Genomic DNA, 19,138 nt, shown 5'->3' with positions numbered 1-19,138 from the left:
GGGTCATCGGGCCAATGCGCCGATTTCGCGGCGCGGTCGGAAACACGGCGACAGCAGCCAGACCAGGCTGATGCCCAGCAGCAGGCTCAGCCCGAAGCTGTGCAGCGCCGGCGTCGCCGAGAGCGCCAGCAGGCCGAAGGCCAGCGAGGTGCTGGCCGCGCCCAGGCACACCGCCAGCCAACTGGCCGGGTCGCCGTCGTGTTCAAGCAGGAAGATGCCGTAGTCGATGCCAAAACCCAGCAGCAGCAGCTGCGCGAGCACGCCGAACAGGTCCAGCGGCACGCCCAGCCAGCCCAGCAGGCCCAGCGTGATCGTCGCCGCCAGCGCGGTCGGCAGCAGTGCCCGCCAGGCCGCGCGGCCGAATCGCAGCACCAGGGCGAGACCGACGGCGACATAGGCGACCAGGACCAGCCAGCCCATCATCTGGCGGTAATGCGACAGCAGCGCCGAGTAACTCGCGGTGCGGTCGATCCAGCGGACCTGCGGCCTGGATTCGGCCAGACGCGCCAGCGCCGCCGTCGAGTCGGGCGTCAGGCCTTCGAGCAGCACGACCGAGGCCCAGCCCGGGCCACCCTGCTCGCCCAGCCACAGCGGTCGCAGGGGCGCCGAGGCCGGCGCCGCCAGCCAGGTGTCCGGGCCCAGCCAGGCATCGGGTTCGGGCGCGGCGACCAGGGATTCACCGAGCACCGCGGAGGCCTGCGCCAGGATCGCGGCCTCCGCCGTCCGGCGCAGCCCGGCATCGGCCTGCTGGCGCGACTGAGAAGGCAGGTAGTCCGACACGGCCCGCCAACCGGCCAGGGTTCCGGACGCACGCAGCTCATGCAGCGCGTCCACCAACGATTCTTCCGCGCGCAGCAGGGCCTGCGGGTCCCCGGCTTCGACCAGGAAATATTGCGCCGGGCTCGGCAGGGAAAGCAGGGCCGCGGCCTCGCGCTCGCTGGCCAGCAATTCCGGCGGCGAGGCCTGCAGGCTGCGCAGGTCGTCGCGTACCTGCAGCTGCAGCAGGCCCACGCCCACGACCGTGGCCAGCGCCAGGCCGATGGCGATGCCGGCGACGCCGCGCGGCCAGCGCAGCCAGCGTGCCAGGCTGCCCGCCACCCATCGGCTGAACCGGCTGGGACGGGGCGAGGCGCGGTCCAGGAAAGGGAACCACAGCACCACCGTCAGGAAGGCGGCGGCCAATCCGGCGGCGGAAAAAACCGCCATCTGCCGCAGCCCGGGGAATGGCGCGATCGCCAGGGTCAGGTAGGCGACCACGCTGGTGGCCAGGGCCAGGGCCAAGGCGGGCAGCAGGCGTCGCATCAGCGGCCGCGGCGCGGCGCCGTCCTGCTGGCGGCTGGCGAAATAGTGGATGCCGTAGTCCTCGGCCACGCCGACCAGGCTGGCGCCGAAGACCAGGGTCAGCAGGTGCACCTGCCCGAAAACCCAGGCCGTCGCCGCCACGCCGGCGGCGACGCCGACCAGCAGCGACAGCGCCACCAGCAGGATCGGCCGCAGGCTTCGGAACGCCAGCCAGACCAGCAACAGCACCGCCAGCAGCGAGCCCAGGCCGATGGTGGCGACTTCCTGGCTGGCGCGGGCCGCGGCGGCTTCCGCGTGCAGCGGCACGCCGGCCTGCAGTCGCCGCAGCGGCCGCCCGGCGGCGGCCTGGGCGTCGGCGAACGCACGGTCCAGTGCCGCCTGCAGATGGCGATCGCCGTCGAGCGCGAAGGGTGATCCGCGCTGTTCGAAGCGCTGCACCACCCAAGGACCCACCGGGCTGTCCAGGGCCAGCAGGCCTTCGCGGGGTGCCGGGCCGCGCCCTGCCCTGGCCTGCCACCAGCCCAGCTCCAGGCCCAGCGGGTCGGCGGCCCAGTCCGGCGCCGCGCCGGGGGCGAACAGGCGCGCCAGCGCGAGGCTGGCCAGGGCCTGGGGTTCCTCGTCCAGCAGGCGCTGGCGCTGGTCGCGGGTCAGCAGCCCGCGCTGGTAGGGCGCGTAGGCCGCCATCGCGTCGCCGACGGCGGCATCGGGCGGCAACGCCTGCAGGCGTGGCTCGTCCTGCAGCCGGCTCGCGAATGCCTTCGCGCCGCGCTGCAGGGGTGCCCAGTCGTCGTGGCCGAGCAAGACCACGATCTGCCGGGTACTACCCTGGGCCAGCCGCTGGTTGGCCAGGGCGACCCGGCCGTCCTCGGCGGCGCCGGGCAGCAGGGCCAGCACATCGCTGTCGAGCCGGGCCGCCTGCCAGAAGCCGGTTTGCTGCCAGGCCAGTCCGGCCACGGCCAGCAACCACAGCAGGGCCAGCCCGGCCCAGGCGCGGGAACGGGGTTCAGTCAAAACGGGCGACCTCGGCGTCGCTCGGCGCGGGCGGATCGCTGGCCAGGTCGAGCAGGCGCACGCGGGTGCGGTCACCCCCCGCCTCTTCGATCAGCACCTCGCGGACATGGCGGTCCCCGGCCAGGCGCAAGCCGCTGAAGACACGCTGCAGCGCGGCCTCCTTCGGCACCAGGTGCAACTCCCAGGCAGCGCTGCCGTGCAGCGTTTCCCTGATGTCGAATCGTTCCGCCAGCACGTCCAGGTCGCCGGCCACCAGGGCCATCAGCAGGCTGGCCGTGGCGCTGGCCGCCGGGCCCTCGGCGGCATCGATGAGGACCTGTTCGCTGCCGTCGGGCAGGCGCGTGGCCATGCGCTGGCGCGTGAGCACCGCGTTGGACGCGAAGGGCGCGGTGGTGTCCCAGGCGATGCCGTGCTCGCGCAGCAGCAGGAAGTCGCCGCTGGAACGCAGGGGGTTCTTGAAGCCCTGGACCTGCTTCTCCTGTTCGAATCGGCCGCGCAGCACGGTGGGCTGCTCGAGGCGTTCGCGGACACCGGCGGCGACGTCCGCCGCGGATACCGGCGCGGCCAGCCACAGCAGGCAGGCCAGGCAAACCATGAGCCCTCCGGCGCGGCTCACGGCGTTTTCCCCAGGCGTTCGAACAACACCGGCGGCGAAGCAAAACACATCTCGCCGGAGGCCAGGTCCACGGCGACCTGGATCGTGCTGGCGCGGGTCAGCACCTCGCCGGTGCCTGCGTCGAGCACCTGGTAGTCGATCTTCAGCCGGTTTTCCCATTCCACCAGGGTGGCGCGCACGGTCAGCGGCTGGCCGTAGCGCGCCGGACGCACGTACTTGCTGCGCAGGTCGACGATCGGCCAGGCGTAACCGGACGCGCGCATCTGCGGATAGTCGTAGTCGAACGACTGCAGCAGCGCGCAGCGCGCGATCTCGAAATACTTGACGTAGTGGCCGTGCCAGACGATCTCCATGACGTCGACGTCATGGAAGGCCGGGGACAGCGTCACTTCGACGGTGAACTCAGTCTTCATACAGGCTCCAGGCGCGCTCGCGGATGGCCTGCAGGAGCTGGCGCAGCTCGCCGTCCAGGGCGCGGTCCTCGACCAGCAGCGGGATGCGCGCGCCCAGGTCTTCGAGCATCGCCTCGGGCGCCGCCGACAGCCGGGTGCCGCGCTCGAGGGCGCGACGCAGGGCCACGCCCTGGCGCGCGGTGACCAGCAGCGCCGCCGTCACCTGCTCGGTGAGCTCGAGCACGCGCAGGCAGTCGCGGGCGGCGATCGTGCCCATGCTCACCTTGTCCTGGTTGTGGCACTCGGTGGACCGTGAAAACACCGAGGCCGGCATGGTCAGCTTCAGGGCTTCGGCGGTCCAGGCCGAGGCGCTGATCTGCAGCGCCTTGAGGCCATGGTTGAGCGCGGCGCGTTCGCCCGAGGCGGCCGACAGGTTGGCTGGCAGGCCGTGGTTGTAGCGCGCGTCCACCAGCAGGGCCATCTGGCGGTCGAGCAGGTCGGCGAGGTTGGCCACCAGGTTCTTGAGCGAATCCATCGCGAAGGCGATGTGGCCGCCGTAGAAGTGGCCGCCGTGCAGCACCATCTCCTGGCCGGCGTCGATGATGGGATTGTCGTTGGCGCTGTTGAGTTCGTTCTCGATGTTGGCGCGCAGCCAGGGCAGCGCGTCCTCGAGCACGCCGATCACGTGCGGGGCGCAGCGCAGCGAATAGCGGTCCTGGATGCGCAGCTCATTGCGCGGTGGCCGGTCCGAGGCCAGGTCCCGGCGCAGGCGGGCAGCGACGCGCTGCTGCCCCGGATGGGGCTTGACCGCGAACAGGGCTTCATCGAAATGGTGGGCATTGCCATCGCTGGCCAGCACGTTGAAGGCGGTGATGCGCGTCGCCAGCCGGCCCAGGTAGTCGGCCCGGCGCCAGGCCAGGCAGGCCAGCGCGGTCATCACCGCGGTGCCGTTCATGATGGCCAGGCCTTCCTTGGGGCGCAGCTTCAACGGCGCCAGGCCGTGTTCCGCCAGCGCCTCGGCGGCCGGGCGGACGCGCCCGGCGTGCCAGACCTCGCGTTCGCCGCACAGCACCGCGGCCACGTAGGACAGCGGGGTCAGGTCGCCGCTGGCGCCGACCGAGCCCTCGGCCGGGATCATCGGCAGGATGTCGTGTTCGATCAGGGCCTGCAGCTGCTGCAGCAGGCCCAGGCTGACACCCGACATGCCCTGCGCCAGCGAGGCCAGGCGCGCGAGCAGCACGGCGCGGGTTTCCTCCGGATCCAGGAACCGTCCCAGTCCGACGCCGTGGTAGGTGTAGAGCCGGTGCGGCAGTTCCGCGACCTGGGCCGGCGGGATCACCACCGTGCATGAATCGCCGTAGCCGGTGCTGACGCCGTAGACGGCGCCGTCCTCGGCGATCAGCCGGTCGACGAACTCGGCGCCGCGGTTGATGCGGTCCCGGAAGCTGGTTTCGCCGGACAGGCGGCAGTGCGCCCGGCCGCGGGCGACGTCGGCCACGTCCTCGATGCGCAGCGGGCTGCCGTCGATGGCCAGGGTGCGCGTTTCAGTCAGGGCGCTTGGCATGGGGGCTTGGTTCCCAGAAGGGATAGAAGTTGAACCAGTCATACGGGGATTCTCGCAGCCGCGCGGCCATCCAGGCAGCGAAGCGGGTGGCTTGTTCATCCAGGCCGGCCTGGCGGTCGTGGCGGGCCAGCGTCACTTTCGCGGCCAGCGCCTCGATGCGGGCGTGGTAGCCCTCGCCTTCGTGCTGGCAGGACAGCAGCCAGACCGGGCAGCGCAGCACCGCGGCCATCAGGTAGGGGCCCGCTGGCAGCTCGGCCAGGTGCCCCAGGAAGGGGGCCCGGGCGATGCGGTCGCCGGCCACCGGCACGCGGTCGCCGGCGATGGCGATGAACTCGCCGTCGGCAACACGATCGGCCAGCATCATGGCGGTGGCCGGCGAGAAGTCCGTCACCTGCAGCAGGCGCACGCTGGCGTCGGGGTTGATCCGGTCGAGGATCTGGTTGAAACGCTGGGCATGCGCGGTGTGCACCAGGATCGAGACGCGCAGGCCCTCGCGCCACGTGGCCGCCACCTGCATCAGTTCCAGGCAGCCCATGTGGGCGGTGACGATGATGCCGCCCTGCCCTTCGCGCGCGGCGGCCAGCATCGGCGCGTAGCCAGTGAACCTGACCCGGTCGCGGCGGTAACGGCCGCCGATCGCCAGCATCTTGTCGAGCAGGGTTTCCGCGAAACAGGTGAAGTGGCGCAGGCTTTCACGCCAGCCCGGGTTATGGGCGAAGACGCCGGGTTCGGCCGCGTGCAGGCGTCGCAGGTATTGCAACGAACTGCGACGCGCCAGCGGACTGCCCAGCCAATACGCCAGCACGACCGGGTACAGGCACAGCCGGAACGGCCAGCGGCCAAGAAACCGGTGCACGCCGTAAAGCAGCCAGGTGCCGGCGACGAAGGTCGACTCGCCCAGGTCGGCCCAGTGCCTGCCGGCCATCAGCGCCGCCCCCGTCTTGCCTTGCGGGCCAGCAGCCGCGGCAGGCGTCGCAACATGCCGAAGAACAGGCGTGTGTGCATGGCCGAGATGCGCAGGTTGTCGTGCAGCAGGCGGAAATGCGAGACGCCGTGCTCGGGATAGGTCACCCGCGCCGGGCAGTCGCGGATGGCCAGGCCCTGCCAGTGCAGGCGCACCAGGATTTCGGTGTCGAAGTCCATGCGCCTGCCCACGTGCTGCGTGTCGAGCAGCGCCAGCGTCGGGGCCAGGGGGTAGACCCGGAATCCGCACATCGAATCGCGGATGTCGAGCGACAGCGTGTTGATCCAGACCCAGACGTGGGTGGCGTAGCGACCGTAGAGCCGCGCCTTGGGAACCGATCGGTCGTAGACCGGGCGGCCGTTGACCACGGCATCGGGGGTCTCACGCGCCATGGCCAGGAAGGTCGGTATGTCGCGCGGGTCATGCTGGCCGTCGGCGTCGATCTGCAGCGCGTGGCTGTGGCCGCGGCGGCCGGCCTCGCGCAGGCCGGCCATCACCGCGGCTCCCTTGCCCTGGTTGCTTGCCAGCCGCAGCAGCGACACGGCGCCGGGGTCGCGTGCGGCCAGGCGTTCGAGCAGCGCCGCGCATTCGGGGCCCGAGCCGTCGTCCACCAGCAGGCAGGGCACGCCGTGGCCGCGGATCGTCTCCACCAGGCCGGCGATGGCCTGGGGGTGGTCGAACACCGGCACCACCACCAGCGGCGAAAATGCCGTGCTCATGCGCCCTGCCCCGCTGCGAAGCGAAGCCGCCCGCTGGCATGCACGCCGGTGTCGGAGCTGAAGCGGAAACCCAGCTGGCCCTTGTCGGCACGCCAGGTCAATTCCACGTCCAGATGCGCGCCCGGGCGCACCAGGTGCTGGAATTTCACCGCGTCCATGCCGGTGAAATCGCCCTGCAGGCCGAAGACCTCCCGGCCCAGCCGGTTAGCCCAATCCAGCAGCGCCACGCCCGGCAGGATGGCGACGTCCGGGAAATGCCCGTCGAAAACCGCCAGGCCGCCGTCCACTTCCAGTTCCAGGCGCACGCAATCTTCACTGCGTTCGCGCCACCGGGGCGTCGGCATGTGTGGGCGGAACAAGGCCATCAGTTCGCGCTGGGACGTCTTGCCGCGGGCGTCGGTCGGCAGGGTGGTCATGAACCGCCAACGCCGCGGCCAGGCAATGGGATCGACCTGGCCGGCCAGACCGTCGCGCAGGAGGCCGGCCAGTGCGGCCCGGTCCTGCCCGTCCAGAATGGCCTGCCCCGCCGCGGTCGGCACGATGGCCGCGCCCAGCAGCACCCGGTGTCCGGGCAGCGGCACCACCCGTGCCTCGGCGACCCAGGGCAGGCCTTGCAGTGCGCTCTCGATTGCTTCCAGGGACACCCGGCGTTCTTCGATCTTGACGATGCGGTCGGCCCGGCCCAGCAACAGGAAACCGCCGACCGGCGAGGCTTCGGCCCGGTCCTGGGTGGCCAGCCACTGGTCGTGGCCAAGATGCGGCGAGCGCAGGTGCAGGCGCCCCTGCTCGACACGCCACTGCACCCCGGGCAGGGCCTGCCACGGGGCCTGTTCGCCGCCAGGGGCGCGCCAGGCGATGCCGCCGGTTTCGGTGCTGCCAAAAACTTCGATCGCCGCCTGTCCCCAGAGCCGGCACACGTCCAGCGCGGCGTCCGATGGCAGCGGGCCACCGGAAGAAAAAACCGCCCGCAGGCCGGCCGACAGCCCCGACCAGTCCTGGTTCGCCGGCAGGCGCTTGAGGTGCGCGGGACTGGCGACCAGGGCCAGCGGCGTCGCGCCCAAGGCGGTGAGCTGTTCGTTGAAGGCCAGGCGCCGCGGTGAGAACGGGCGTCCGGCAGACAGCGGCCACAGCACCCGGAACAGCAGCCCGTAGATGTGCTGGTGCGACACCGTGCCATGGACCTGGACGCCCGCCAGGCGCGGCCCAAAGGCGGCTTCCAGGGCATCCACCTCGCGGTCGAGCTGGTCCAGGGTCTTGATGATCGCCGCCGGTTCGCCGGTCGACCCGGAGGTATGCAGCACCAGCCGGCAGGCGGCAGGATCGAGCTGGTCCAGCGCGCCGGGGTCGCCGCCGGGGTCCGCGACCAGGGCGCCCGGCAGCTGGCCGATGGCCAGGCCGGCGTGCGCCTCCAGCCGCCGAAGCGTCGCCGGCAACGCGTCGCCGGGCAGCCAGGGCGTGCGCCCGGCCTGCCAGGCGCCGAAGAGCGCGGCGGCGAATTCGCCGGCGTCCTCCTCGAACAGGGCCACGTCGCCCGGCGGCGCCGCCAGCAGGGTCCGCCGCCAGGCATCCACCCGCGCCAGCCAGGCGCGGGCGGGCACGCCCGGCAGGATGTCCCGGCCGGCGGGCACGGCGCCCGGCGCACACAGGCGCGACAGGGGCAGGCGCGCGTCAGTGCTCATGGCGCGGGCGCAGCAGGCGTTCGCCCAGGACCAGGGCGCCGATCAACACGTAGGCGACCAGCCCGTTGTACAACGCCCAGGTCGCATCCGAGGCGGCCAGCGCGGTCCACAGGGCGATACCGCCGTTGAGCACGAAAAAGGCGCACCAGACTTGGGTGACCCGGGTGACGTAGGGAATCGCCTGCGCTGGCAGGTCCGGGGTCTGCAGGCGCGCCAGCCGTTCGATCACCGTCGGCGGCCGCCACAGGCTGGTGGCGAAGACGCCCAGCAGCGCCGCGTTGACCAGGACCGGGTAGAGCTTGAGCGGCAGGCCGTCGTTGGCCAGGAAGCTGGCCAGCACCAGCAGGCAGGCGCCGGCCACGGCAACCCGCCAGATCGGTTCGGGCGAGGCCAGGGCGCGCAGGCCGGCCACGACCAGCAGCACCAGGGCCAGCCAGCGCGGTTCGAAATGGGCCAGGCCGAACCAGACGGCCAGCGGGTACAGCAAGGTCGCCAGCCAGGCCAGGCCGGTCGCGGCGCGCATGTTCAGCCGACCGCGGCGGAACCGTCGCCGGCGTGCATCATCGAATACAGCGCGTCCACGACGTCCTGGACGGTGCGCACCGAGCGGAAGGCCTCGGGCCTGAGGTTGCCGCCCAGCAGCGGCTTGAGCTGCACAATCAGGTCGACCGCGTCGATGCTGTCGATGTCCAGGTCCTCGCCCAGGCGCGAGTCCGGCGTCACCCGGTCCGGTTCGATGTCGAAGGTGTCGTGCAGGATGCCGACGATGCGTTGGAAGAGCTGGTCCTTGGTCATTTTCTGGAACTCTTGCTCCGGCCCGGGGCCGGGCTTACGGCTTCTGGTTCGCGGCGACGAAGGCACACAGTGCATCGACGCTGGCGAAATGCTGGCGGGTTTCGGCCGAATCGGCCGCGAGGGTCACGCCGTAGCGCTTTTGCAGGGCCAGGCCCAGCTCCAGCGCGTCGATCGAATCCAGGCCCAGGCCTTCGTTGAACAGGGGCGCGGACGCGTCGATGTCACCGGGCGTGATGTCCTCGAGCGACAGCGTGGCGATGATCAGTTCCTTGATTTCAGTTTGCAGCGCCGACACGCGACAGCTCCGTCTTGAAGAAGTGGTCCAGGGTTTCGGTCAGGCGCCGGGCGGCCAGTGCTTCGGCCGCGGCTCCGTCCAGGAAAGGAGCGACCGGGATGTCCGGCAACACCTCGATCCTGACGTGAAATCGCCGTGAAGGCACACGATACCATTTCTCACCCTTGGCCAAGGTTCGCGGCTGGCAGGTGACCAGCACCGGGGTGACGTCGATGCGGCCGCGCACCGCGATGTTGGCGGCGCCGCGCTGCAGGGGTCCCAGGGCCTGGCCCCGCGGGGTGCGGGTGCCCTCCGGGAAGATCACCAGGTTGCGGCCCGACTGCACCGTCCGGATGCAGTCCTCGACCAGGCCGGCGCCGCTGTCGTTGCAGACATAGCCGGTGGCGCGGACCGGGCCGCGGGTGAAGGGGTTGGCGAGCAGGCGCGACTTGACGACGCAGTCGGCCTGGGGGATCAGCGACACCAGGAACACCACGTCGATCAGCGTCGGGTGGTTGGCCAGCACCAGCAACCCGCGGCGATCGAGCCGTTCGAGCCCGTGCAGCTCGTAGCTGAGCACGCCCAGCCGGTGCATCAGTGCGATGTGGCCGGCGAAGCTGCGCTGGATGAGCCCGCGCGCCAGTCCACCCAGGCGCGCCGGGTCGCGGACGGCCAGCCGCAGCAGCGGGAAGACCAGCAGGCCCAGCACCAGTCCGCCCAGCCCGAAGGCCACGAACGAAACCGCGGTGCCGAAGGTCCGCCAGGCCCGGCCGGCCAGGTCAGCCATCGCGGGTCCAGCGCCGCCCGGACGCCGGGGCCAGCAGGCTGGCGTCGCCCGAGAGGAACCACCGCAGGACGTCCAGGCCATGCGGCAACCCGCCCGCACCGGCGACCGCCCTGCCCTCGCCGGCCGGCGACAGGCAAAGGGCCGGTTCGCCGGCGCCGGGCTGCCGCAGCCGCCAGGCCCAGGCAAACGGGGCTTCGGGCTCGTCGCGGTAGCCCGCATAGTCTTCCGGCGTGCGGTCGTCGCAGTGCACCACCACGACCGAACCGGCACCGTCGGCGAGCAGGCCCAGCGCTTCGGTGACTGCGGCTTCCGGGGACTCGCGGCCGGCCGAGGTCGCCAGGTAGTTGCCGGTGAGGCCGCGGGCGATCGAATACTGGGCGATCACGGCGTTGTGCGTGGACAGGCCGAACTGGGTCGGCGACAGCGGCTCGCCGCGCGCCAGGTCGCGCAACATCTGGAAGGTGCGGGTGATGTCGCCATGGCGAGAGGAAAACACCACCGGCACCTCGGGCTCGGGCTCCGGCTGCAGGCGCCAGGCCACCTGCAGCGCCATGCGTCCCAGCCGCTCCAGCCGCCGCCGCTGCATGGCCGGCATCTCGGCCAGGGCCGGCATCGGATCGCCTTCCGGCAGTCGCGGTGCCCGTGCCCAGGCCCGCCAGTCCTCGGGGCTGTCCAGGCCGGACGCGAAGGCGGACCAGTCGGCGACGATGAATCGGTTGTGCATCCTTTGTCGCTCCCCGGTCTGTTCCCAGGCGCCATGTTGGCCGCAGTGCGGACAAAGAAAAAGCCCGGCCGGAGCCGGGCTTTTTCACGACGCTCAAGTGGCGTCCCCACGGGGATTCGAACCCCGGTCGCTACCGTGAAAGGGTAATGTCCTAGGCCTCTAGACGATGGGGACAGTGAACACTTTGAATCGGGTGGTGGAGCTAATCGGGATCGAACCGATGACCTCTACAATGCCATTGTAGCGCTCTCCCAGCTGAGCTATAGCCCCACCGAAGGAAGAAGCGGAAGTTTAGACATGCCTCGCTAATCCGTCAAGCGCATGCGACGTTTTTCTTCTCCGCAGGGCTCGGGTCGCCGTCGGTAAGCGAGTGCGGGCCGTGGCCCTGCCCTTCCAGATAGTCGAGCCACTTGTTTAGGAATCCGTTCATCCGGAGCCGGTGGCCGACCAGGGCCTGCACGCTCGGCCGCAGACCAAGCACGTCCTGCCAGTGGCGGCCCACGTAGCAGTGCGTGGCCTCCGCCTGGCGTGCGTCGCGGTAAAGGCGGACGTAGGCCGAGGGGTCGGGCTGGCCGGTCCGGGCGTCGATCATCAGGTAGCTCAGGCGGAGTTCGACCGTGTAGGCGTGCTGGGCCAGCACGTCGACCTGAAGGTCCAGACCCCCGGGCACCCGCGACAGGTAGCGTCCCTCGACCAGCACCTGCGGCTGGAACATCCGGGTCAGGCGGCCGAAGTTCTCGCCATACAGCCCCATGAGCCACTCGAAGCGGCCCATTCGCGGCGGGAACCGGGGTTTATGCGCGGCAGCAGGCATGGCCCGATGCTAGCACCTAGTACATGTGCCGGTGGATGCCCAGCTTGGCCAAAACCTTGCCGGCGATTTCCTCGATCGAGGTATGCGTGGTGCTCAGCACCGGGATGTTTTCCTGGCGGAACAGGGCCTCGGCCGCCAGCACTTCCGACCGGCAGGTGTCGAGCTTGGCGTAGCGGGAATTGGGGCGGCGCTCCTCCCGGATATGGGACAGGCGCTCGGGGTCGATGCTCAGCCCGAACAGCTTGCTGCGGTGGGCGCGCAGGCGTCGCGGCAGTTCGCGGCCCTCCAGGTCCTCTTCGGTCAGCGGGTAGTTGGCCGCCTTCACGCCGTAATGCAGGGCCAGGTAGAGGCAGGTCGGCGTCTTTCCGGAACGCGACACGCCGACCAGCAGGACGTCGGCATCGTCGTAATGGATGTCCATGCCGTCGTCGTGGGTGAGCGCGTAGTTGGTGGCGTTGATGCGCTGTTCGTAGGCGGCGAAATCCACCAGTCCGTGGGCGCGGCCGACCCGGGCCTGGCGCTTGAGCCCCAGCTCCTGCTCCAGCGGGCTGATGAAGGGCGCGAAGACGTCCAGCATCAGGGCGCCGCTCTCGGCCAGCAGGGCGTTGAGGTCGGGGTCGACGACGGTATTGACCACCACCGGCCGCAGCCCGCTGGACTCGCCGGCGGCCCGGATCTCGGCCACCGCGGCGTCGGCCTTCTCGACGCTGTCCACGAAAGCGATGCGCCGGGTGGTGACCTCGACGTCGCTGAACTGGGTCAGCAGGCTGTGGCCAATGGTTTCGGCCGTAATGCCCGTGCCGTCGGAGACGTAAAAAACCGGCCTGATCCCTTCCATGCCCTGCTTTCTCCAGAAAATTCAAGCTTGTATGGCGTGCGCTCGGGTCGCATCATACGCAGCTTGGCTGCGTACGGAGACCCCCTTGAACGCCGACGTCCTCTGGCTCCACGAACTTCGCCTGACCGACCTGGCCCAGGTCGGCGGCAAGAATTCCTCGCTCGGCGAGATGATCGGCCACCTGGCCCAGCTCGGGGTGTCGGTGCCCGGCGGTTTCGCCACCACCGCCGATGCCTTCCGGCGCTTCATCGCCCACAACAACCTGAGCCAGCGCATCTTTGATCGTCTGGCCGACCTGGACGTCGAGGACGTCGAGGCGCTGGTCAAGGCCGGCGGCGAGATCCGCGGCTGGGTCATCGAGGCGCCGCTGCAGCCCGAGCTCGACCAGGCCATCCGCGATGGCTATCGCCGCATGTGCGAGGACGCCGGTGCCGGCGACATCGCCGTGGCCGTGCGCTCGTCGGCCACCGCCGAGGACCTGCCCGACGCCAGCTTCGCGGGCCAGCAGGAGACCTTCCTCAACGTCACCGGCGAGGACGACGTGGTGCGCAAGGTCAAGGAGGTCTTCGCCAGCCTCTACAACGACCGCGCCATCGCCTACCGGGTGCACCACGGCTTCAAGCACGAAGACGTCTTCCTCAGCGCCGGCGTGCAGCTGATGGTGCGTTCGGACATCGGCGCCTCGGGCGTGCTGTTCACGCTCGACACCGAGTCGGGCTTCCGCGACGTGGTCTTCGTGACCTCCAGCTTCGGCCTGGGCGAGATGGTGGTCCAGGGCGCGGTCAATCCCGACGAGTTCTACGTTTACAAGCCCACCCTTGAGCAGGGCAAGCCGGCCGTGCTGCGTCGCACCCTGGGCAGCAAGCAGCTGCGCATGGTGTATTCCGATGCGCCCGGCGAGCGGGTCAGGACCGAAGACACGCCGGTCGAACTGCAGCGCCAGTTCTCGATCTCCGACGCCGATGTCGAGGAGCTCTCCCGCCAGGCCCTGGTCATCGAAAAACACTACGAGCGTCCGATGGACATCGAGTGGGCCAAGGACGGCAACACCGGCAAGCTCTACATCGTGCAGGCGCGCCCGGAAACGGTGAAGTCGCGCTCGCACGCCACCCAGATCGAACGTTTCCACCTCGACAAGCGCGGCGAGGTGCTGTCGGAAGGCCGCGCCATCGGCCACAAGATCGGCGCCGGCAAGGCGCGCATCGTGCGCAGCCTGGCCGAGATGAGCAAGTTCGAGCCCGGCGACGTCCTGGTGGCCGACATGACCGACCCGGACTGGGAGCCGATCATGAAGCGCGCCGCGGCCATCGTCACCAACCGCGGCGGTCGCACCTGCCACGCCGCCATCATCGCCCGCGAACTGGGCGTGCCGGCCGTCGTCGGCACCGGCGACGCCATGCAGTCGATCCCGGAGGGCGCCGACGTCACCGTCAGCTGCTCCGAGGGCGATACCGGCTACATCTACGACGGCAAGCTGGGTTTCGAGGTCACCACCACGGACCTGGGCAACATGCCGCCGGCGCCGCTGAAGATCATGATGAACGTCGGCAACCCCGAGCGGGCCTTCGACTTTGCCCAGTTGCCCAACCAGGGCATCGGCCTGGCGCGCCTGGAGTTCATCATCGCCCGCCAGATCGGCGTGCATCCGCGGGCGCTGCTGGAGTATTCGAAGCAGCCGGCCGACATCAGGAAGCAGATCGACCAGATCACCGCCGGTTATGCCGACCCGGTGTCCTTCTACGTCGAGCGCCTGGTCGAGGGCATCGCCACCCTGACGGCCGCCTTCGCGCCCAATGCGGTCATCGTGCGGTTGTCGGACTTCAAGTCCAACGAATACGCCAACCTGGTCGGTGGTAAGCAGTACGAGCCGCACGAGGAGAACCCGATGATCGGGTTCCGCGGCGCCTCGCGCTACGTGCACCCCGAGTTCCGGGAGTGTTTCGCGCTCGAGTGCCGGGCCGTGCGCAAGGTCCGCGACGAGATGGGCCTGACCAACTGCTGGATCATGATCCCGTTCGTCCGCACCCTGGCCGAGGGCCGGGCCGTGATCGAAACGCTGGAAGCCAATGGACTCAAGCGCGGCGAAAACGGACTCAAGATCATCATGATGTGCGAGCTGCCCTCGAACGCGCTGCTCGCCGATGAATTCCTCGAAATGTTCGATGGTTTTTCGATCGGCTCGAACGACCTCACCCAGCTTTCACTCGGCCTGGACCGCGATTCGGGTATCGTTGCCCATCTCTTCGACGAGCGCGATCCCGCCGTCAAGAAGCTGCTGTCCATGGCCATTTCCGCCGCGAAAGCCAAGGGCAAGTACATCGGAATCTGTGGCCAGGGCCCGTCCGACCACCCCGACCTGGCCGACTGGTTGATGCAGCAGGGCATCGAATCGGTATCGCTCAACCCCGATACCGTCATTGATACCTGGCTGCGACTGGCCAAACTAAAGGCGAATTGATGACCCAGGCGACCCCTGCCCCGACGAACGATCCATCCACCCCCTCCCAGGCCGCCGCGGCCAGCGCCGATGCGGCCGGGACCGTCGAGCAGGCCGCCGAATCGGCCAGTGAGGCCGCGGAGGCCGCGGACGCCGCGGCGCGTGCGGCGTCACGGATAGACGGCGTCGAATCGCAGCTGGCCGACCTGCTCAACATGCCGCCCTGGGCCGTGAAGGTCATGCTGGCGATTGCCGTTGGCCTGGTTGGCTGGTTCCTGATCAAGCTGCTGGTGCGAGGCGCCGACCGGGTGATGGTGCGCTCGGGCATGGAAGAAATCCTGCGCAACTTCCTGGGCAACCTGGTGCGTGTCGTTGGCCTGGTGGTGGTGTTCGTGGCGGTGCTCGATGCGATCGGCGTGCCGACCACGTCCCTGCTGGCGGTGCTCGGTGCCGCCGGCCTGGCGATCGGCCTGGCGCTGAAGGATTCCCTGTCGAACATCGCCGCCGGCGTGATGCTGATCGTGCTGCGGCCGTTCCGGGCCGGCGACGCGGTGCAGGCCGCCGGCGAAGAAGGCGTGGTCGAGCGCGTCGGCATCTTCCAGACGGTGCTGCGGGCCTACCAGAACCACGACATCGTGCTGCCCAACAGCGAAATCACCACGGCGCCCATCATCAATTACACGGCGCGCGGGCAGCGTCGCATCGACCTGGCCATCGGCATCGGCTACGACGACGACATCAAGAAGGCCCGGGAAGCGCTGATGGCGCTGGCGCACGGGCATGAGAAGGTGCTCAAGGACCCCGAACCGCAGGTGCTGGTCACCGGGCTGGGCGAGTCGAGCGTGGACCTGGTGCTGCGGGCCTGGACCCAAACCCCGGACTACATCGCCACCGGCAGCGACCTCAAGGAAGCCGTGCACCGCAACTTCGGCGAGATCGGCATCTCCATCCCGTTCCCGCAGCGCGACCTGCACATCTACCACCACGGCCAGGACGGCAAGGTGCTCGAATCGCCGCAGGTGCGGCTGGTCTCCGACCCCAAGGACTGAGCCGGGGCTCAGGCGCCGTCGCCTGCCTCCGGCAGCCCGCCGAGCCGGCCCATGTGCCGGCGGTAATGCGCCAGCTCCTTCACCGATTCGCGGATATCGGAAAGCGCGGTATGCGCCCCGACCTTCTCCACGCCCGCCAACACCTGCGGCGACCAGCGCCGCGACAATTCCTTGAGCGTGGAGACGTCCAGGTTGCGGTAGTGGAAATAACGTTCCAGGCGCGGCATGTGCCGCACCAGGAAGCGTCGGTCCTGGCAGATGGAGTTGCCGCAGATCGGCGACTTCCCCGCCGGCACCCAGTCGGCCAGGAAGGCAATCGTCAGTGCCTCGGCCTGGGCCATCGTGATCTCGCTGTCGAGCACCCGCTGCCACAGCCCCGAGCGGGTGTGCGTGCCCCGATTCCAGTCGTCCATCGCCTCGAGCCGCGCCAGCGGGTGCCGGATGGCCAGTTCGGGGCCTTCGGCCAGGATGTTGAGCTGGCTGTCGGTGACCAGGGTGGCGATCTCGATGACCGAATCGGTGTCCGGGTCCAGGCCGGTCATTTCCAGGTCGATCCAGATCAGGTTGTTCGGACTGGCGGGCATGCGGGTGGCCGTGAAGGTGGCGAAGCCGGCATCATACCGCGCACCCACACGCCGCCAGGCCCGCCCATGTTCCCGCTCGACAACCTCGACCACTACCGCATCCTGTCCTCGATGCTGGCCCCTGCCCTGCTGATGGCCGCTACCGGCTCGCTGCTGATCTCGGCCAACAACCGGCTGGCGCGCGTGGTCGATCGCCTGCGCAGCGTGCTGGGACAGTGGGAGTCCACGGCCACCGAACACCGGGCCGTGCTGGAGGTGCAGATTCGTCGCCACCGGGCGCGCGCCACCCATGTGATGCGCGCCTGCGTGATGCTCTACGTGTCCCTGGGCTGCTTCGTCGGCACCAGCCTGGCGTTGGCCGCGGACGCCTTCAGCGGCTTCCGGATGGGCCTGGCCCCGACCGTGCTGGCGATCGCCGGCGTGCTGAGCATGCTGGCGGCCAGCCTGTTCATGGGCCTGGAAGTGGTGATGGCGGTGCGCAATTTCGATGCCGAACTGGACATCGAAATGTCCCGTCGCGGACGCAGCGACTGAGTCAGAGCCCCGGCCTGGCCCGCTTGCGGCGGAAATAGTCGGTCAGGCGCTGCCCCGCCTCTTCGCCCAGCAACCCGCCCTGGGCGGTGAGTCGATGGTTGTGTCGCGAATCGGTCAGCAGGTCGAAGACGCTGCCGGCGGCGCCGGTCTTGGGGTCCTTGGCGCCGTAGACCACCCGGGCCAGGCGCGCATGGACCATGGCCATCGCACACATGGCACAGGGCTCCAACGTCACGTAGAGGGTGCAGCCGACCAGGCGATGGTTGCCAAGCGCCCGCCCGGCTTCGCGCATGGCGACGATTTCCGCGTGTGCGGTCGGATCATGCTCGGCGATGTTGCGGTTCCAGCCCTTGCCGAGGCATTCGCCGTCCGGGCCGACCAGCACCGCGCCGACCGGGACCTCACCCTCGGCTTCGGCCTGCCGGGCCAGCGCCAGGGCCTGCTGCATCCAGGCGGTGTCCTGGGCGGAGAAGTCGGGTTTCATTCCCACTCGATGGTCGCGGGCGGCTTCCCGCTGATGTCATAAACAACGCGAGAAATATCTCGTATCTCGTTGATAATTCTACGAGAAACCTTGTCGAGGAATTCGTAGGGCAGGTGCGCCCAGTGCGCGGTCATGAAATCGACCGTTTCCACGGCGCGCAGCGCGATCACCCACTCGTAGGCCCGGGCGTCGCCGACGACCCCCACCGACTTGACCGGCAGGAACACGGCGAAGGCCTGGCTGGTCTTGTCGTACCAGCCGGCCTTGCGCAGCTCTTCGATGAAGATCGCGTCGGCCCGCGCCAGCAGCTCGGCGTATTCGCGCTTGACCTCGCCCAGGATGCGCACGCCCAGGCCGGGACCCGGGAAGGGATGCCGGTAGACCATCTCGCGCGGCAGGCCGAGTTCGACGCCGATGCGGCGCACCTCGTCCTTGAACAGCTCGCGCAGCGGTTCCACCAGGCCCAGCTTCATGTGTTCGGGCAGGCCGCCGACGTTGTGGTGGCTCTTGATGACGTGGGCCTTGCCGGTCTTGGAGCCGGCCGACTCGATGACGTCGGGGTAGATCGTGCCCTGGGCCAGCCAGCGCACGTCGTCGAGCTTGCTGGCCTCTTCGTCGAAGATCTCGATGAACAGCCGCCCGATGATCTTGCGCTTGGCTTCCGGGTCGGCGACGCCGGCCAGCGCATCGAAATAGCGGTCGGCCGCATTCACGCGGATGACCTTCACGCCCATGTGCTCGGCGAACATCGCCATCACCTGGTCGCCTTCCTGCCAGCGCAGCAGGCCGGTGTCGACGAACACGCAGGTCAGCTTGTCGCCGATGGCCTTGTGCAGCAGCGCCGCCACCACCGACGAATCGACGCCGCCGGACAGGCCCAGCAGCACCGTGCCCTCGCCCACCTGCTCGCGCACGCGCTGGACCTGGTCCTCGATGATGTTGGCCGCGGTCCACAGCGTGCGGCAACCGCAGATATCCACCGCGAAGCGATGCAGCATCTGCTGCCCCGACTTGGTGTGGGTGACTTCCGGGTGGAACTGCACGCCGTACCACCGCCGGGTGTTGTCGGCCATGGCGATGATCGGCACCGAATCGGTGCGGCCGACGACCTCGAACCCCGGCGGGACCTGGGTGACGCGGTCGCCGTGGCTCATCCACACGTCCAGCCGCGGCGGGCTGCCGGCGTGGTCCTTGAGGTCGTCGAACAGTTCGCAGGGCGCCGTCACCTCGACCTCGGCATAACCGAACTCGCGGTGGTGGCCGGCTTCGACCTTGCCGCCGTGCTGCATCGCCAGGGTCTGCATGCCGTAGCAGATGCCCAGGATCGGCACGCCGGCGTCGAAGACTTCCTGCGGCGCGCGCGGCGAGCCGGCTTCGGTGGTCGATTCCGGCCCACCCGAGAGGATGATGCCCCGGGCGCCATAGGCGGCGATCTCGGCCGGGTCGTGGTCCCAGGCCCAGATCTCGCAATAGACGCCCAGTTCGCGGACGCGACGGGCGATGAGCTGGGTGTACTGCGCCCCGAAATCGAGGATCAGGATTTTGTCGCTATGGATGTCGGTCATGGGGTC

Annotated in this window: 20 protein-coding genes and 2 tRNA genes; 3 read left to right on the top strand and 19 right to left on the bottom strand. The window is 69.6% G+C overall.

Annotated elements, in window-relative coordinates:
- Positions 1–3: 3 nt before the first annotated feature.
- From N788_RS01355 to ppsR, 16 genes are all read right to left on the bottom strand, one after another.
- Positions 4–2,313 carry an MMPL family transporter gene (locus N788_RS01355; protein WP_034220213.1) on the bottom strand — a complete coding sequence of 770 codons (2,310 nt, stop codon included), beginning with the start codon at positions 2,311–2,313 and terminating at the stop codon, positions 4–6.
- Positions 2,306–2,929 (bottom strand): LolA family protein, encoded by a 624-nt coding sequence (locus N788_RS01350; RefSeq protein WP_152560320.1) that lies wholly within the window; start codon positions 2,927–2,929, stop codon positions 2,306–2,308. Before N788_RS01350 ends, N788_RS01355 begins: the two co-directional genes overlap by 8 nt.
- Positions 2,926–3,342, bottom strand: a complete 417-nt coding sequence (locus N788_RS01345; protein ID WP_034220210.1) for an acyl-CoA thioesterase — start codon at positions 3,340–3,342, stop codon at positions 2,926–2,928. Before N788_RS01345 ends, N788_RS01350 begins: the two co-directional genes overlap by 4 nt.
- The gene (locus N788_RS01340; RefSeq protein WP_051924224.1) at positions 3,332–4,885 is read right to left on the bottom strand and encodes an HAL/PAL/TAL family ammonia-lyase; all 1,554 of its coding nucleotides are present in this window, start codon (positions 4,883–4,885) and stop codon (positions 3,332–3,334) included. Before N788_RS01340 ends, N788_RS01345 begins: the two co-directional genes overlap by 11 nt.
- Complete coding sequence (locus N788_RS01335) at positions 4,866–5,810, bottom strand: lysophospholipid acyltransferase family protein (protein WP_034220207.1); 945 nt, start codon at positions 5,808–5,810, stop codon at positions 4,866–4,868. The genes N788_RS01340 and N788_RS01335 overlap by 20 nt, the downstream gene beginning before the upstream one ends.
- Positions 5,810–6,568: a glycosyltransferase family 2 protein gene (locus tag N788_RS01330; RefSeq protein ID WP_034220205.1), complete on the bottom strand. Its 759-nt coding sequence runs from the start codon at positions 6,566–6,568 to the stop codon at positions 5,810–5,812. The genes N788_RS01335 and N788_RS01330 overlap by 1 nt, the downstream gene beginning before the upstream one ends.
- Positions 6,565–8,247, bottom strand: coding sequence for an ApeI family dehydratase (locus N788_RS01325; protein ID WP_034220204.1), 1,683 nt, complete (start codon positions 8,245–8,247; stop codon positions 6,565–6,567). Before N788_RS01325 ends, N788_RS01330 begins: the two co-directional genes overlap by 4 nt.
- On the bottom strand, positions 8,237–8,770 hold the full coding sequence (locus N788_RS01320; protein ID WP_034220201.1) for a COG4648 family protein: 534 nt from the start codon (positions 8,768–8,770) through the stop codon (positions 8,237–8,239). Before N788_RS01320 ends, N788_RS01325 begins: the two co-directional genes overlap by 11 nt.
- A 2-nt stretch (positions 8,771–8,772) precedes the next feature.
- Positions 8,773–9,042 carry an acyl carrier protein gene (locus tag N788_RS01315; RefSeq protein WP_034220199.1) on the bottom strand — a complete coding sequence of 90 codons (270 nt, stop codon included), beginning with the start codon at positions 9,040–9,042 and terminating at the stop codon, positions 8,773–8,775.
- 34 nt (positions 9,043–9,076) lie between these two features.
- The gene (locus N788_RS01310; protein WP_034220196.1) at positions 9,077–9,337 is read right to left on the bottom strand and encodes a phosphopantetheine-binding protein; all 261 of its coding nucleotides are present in this window, start codon (positions 9,335–9,337) and stop codon (positions 9,077–9,079) included.
- Positions 9,318–10,103 carry a lysophospholipid acyltransferase family protein gene (locus tag N788_RS01305; RefSeq protein WP_034220194.1) on the bottom strand — a complete coding sequence of 262 codons (786 nt, stop codon included), beginning with the start codon at positions 10,101–10,103 and terminating at the stop codon, positions 9,318–9,320. Before N788_RS01305 ends, N788_RS01310 begins: the two co-directional genes overlap by 20 nt.
- Complete coding sequence (locus N788_RS01300) at positions 10,096–10,827, bottom strand: beta-ketoacyl synthase chain length factor (protein ID WP_034220193.1); 732 nt, start codon at positions 10,825–10,827, stop codon at positions 10,096–10,098. Before N788_RS01300 ends, N788_RS01305 begins: the two co-directional genes overlap by 8 nt.
- Positions 10,828–10,925: 98 nt before the next feature.
- Positions 10,926–11,001: transfer RNA gene (locus tag N788_RS01295), tRNA-Glu, on the bottom strand.
- Positions 11,002–11,021: 20 nt separating this feature from the next.
- Positions 11,022–11,097: transfer RNA gene (locus N788_RS01290), tRNA-Ala, on the bottom strand.
- Between the two features lie 43 nt (positions 11,098–11,140).
- Positions 11,141–11,641 (bottom strand): DUF1249 domain-containing protein, encoded by a 501-nt coding sequence (locus tag N788_RS01285; RefSeq protein ID WP_034220190.1) that lies wholly within the window; start codon positions 11,639–11,641, stop codon positions 11,141–11,143.
- 16 nt (positions 11,642–11,657) lie between these two features.
- Positions 11,658–12,479, bottom strand: a complete 822-nt coding sequence (gene ppsR, locus N788_RS01280; protein WP_034220189.1) for a posphoenolpyruvate synthetase regulatory kinase/phosphorylase PpsR — start codon at positions 12,477–12,479, stop codon at positions 11,658–11,660.
- A gap of 85 nt (positions 12,480–12,564) precedes the next feature.
- Here ppsR and ppsA point away from each other — a divergent pair, with 85 nt between their 5' ends.
- A complete protein-coding gene (ppsA, locus tag N788_RS01275) occupies positions 12,565–14,937 on the top strand; it encodes a phosphoenolpyruvate synthase (RefSeq protein WP_034220186.1) in 2,373 nt (790 codons plus the stop codon).
- Positions 14,937–15,965 (top strand): mechanosensitive ion channel family protein, encoded by a 1,029-nt coding sequence (locus N788_RS01270; RefSeq protein WP_051924223.1) that lies wholly within the window; start codon positions 14,937–14,939, stop codon positions 15,963–15,965. The genes ppsA and N788_RS01270 overlap by 1 nt, the downstream gene beginning before the upstream one ends.
- An 8-nt stretch (positions 15,966–15,973) precedes the next feature.
- Here the strand turns inward: N788_RS01270 and orn are convergent, their stop codons facing one another.
- Positions 15,974–16,549: an oligoribonuclease gene (gene orn / locus N788_RS01265; RefSeq protein WP_034220642.1), complete on the bottom strand. Its 576-nt coding sequence runs from the start codon at positions 16,547–16,549 to the stop codon at positions 15,974–15,976.
- 66 nt (positions 16,550–16,615) lie between these two features.
- On the opposite strand from orn, the gene N788_RS01260 reads away from it, so the two are divergent.
- On the top strand, positions 16,616–17,083 hold the full coding sequence (locus tag N788_RS01260) for a DUF2721 domain-containing protein (RefSeq protein WP_034220183.1): 468 nt from the start codon (positions 16,616–16,618) through the stop codon (positions 17,081–17,083).
- Between the two features lies 1 nt (position 17,084).
- Here N788_RS01260 and tadA read toward each other — a convergent pair whose 3' ends face one another.
- Positions 17,085–17,567 (bottom strand): tRNA adenosine(34) deaminase TadA, encoded by a 483-nt coding sequence (gene tadA, locus N788_RS01255; protein WP_034220182.1) that lies wholly within the window; start codon positions 17,565–17,567, stop codon positions 17,085–17,087.
- Positions 17,564–19,132 carry a glutamine-hydrolyzing GMP synthase gene (gene guaA, locus N788_RS01250; RefSeq protein WP_034220180.1) on the bottom strand — a complete coding sequence of 523 codons (1,569 nt, stop codon included), beginning with the start codon at positions 19,130–19,132 and terminating at the stop codon, positions 17,564–17,566. The genes tadA and guaA overlap by 4 nt, the downstream gene beginning before the upstream one ends.
- Positions 19,133–19,138 lie beyond the last annotated feature (6 nt).

Origin of the sequence: Arenimonas donghaensis DSM 18148 = HO3-R19, from assembly GCF_000743535.1 — a bacterium.
In the GTDB taxonomy this organism is placed as follows: Bacteria; Pseudomonadota; Gammaproteobacteria; order Xanthomonadales; family Xanthomonadaceae; genus Arenimonas; species Arenimonas donghaensis.
Note: the sequence above shows the minus strand (reverse complement) of the source record. Positions and strands in the feature narration are given on the sequence as shown.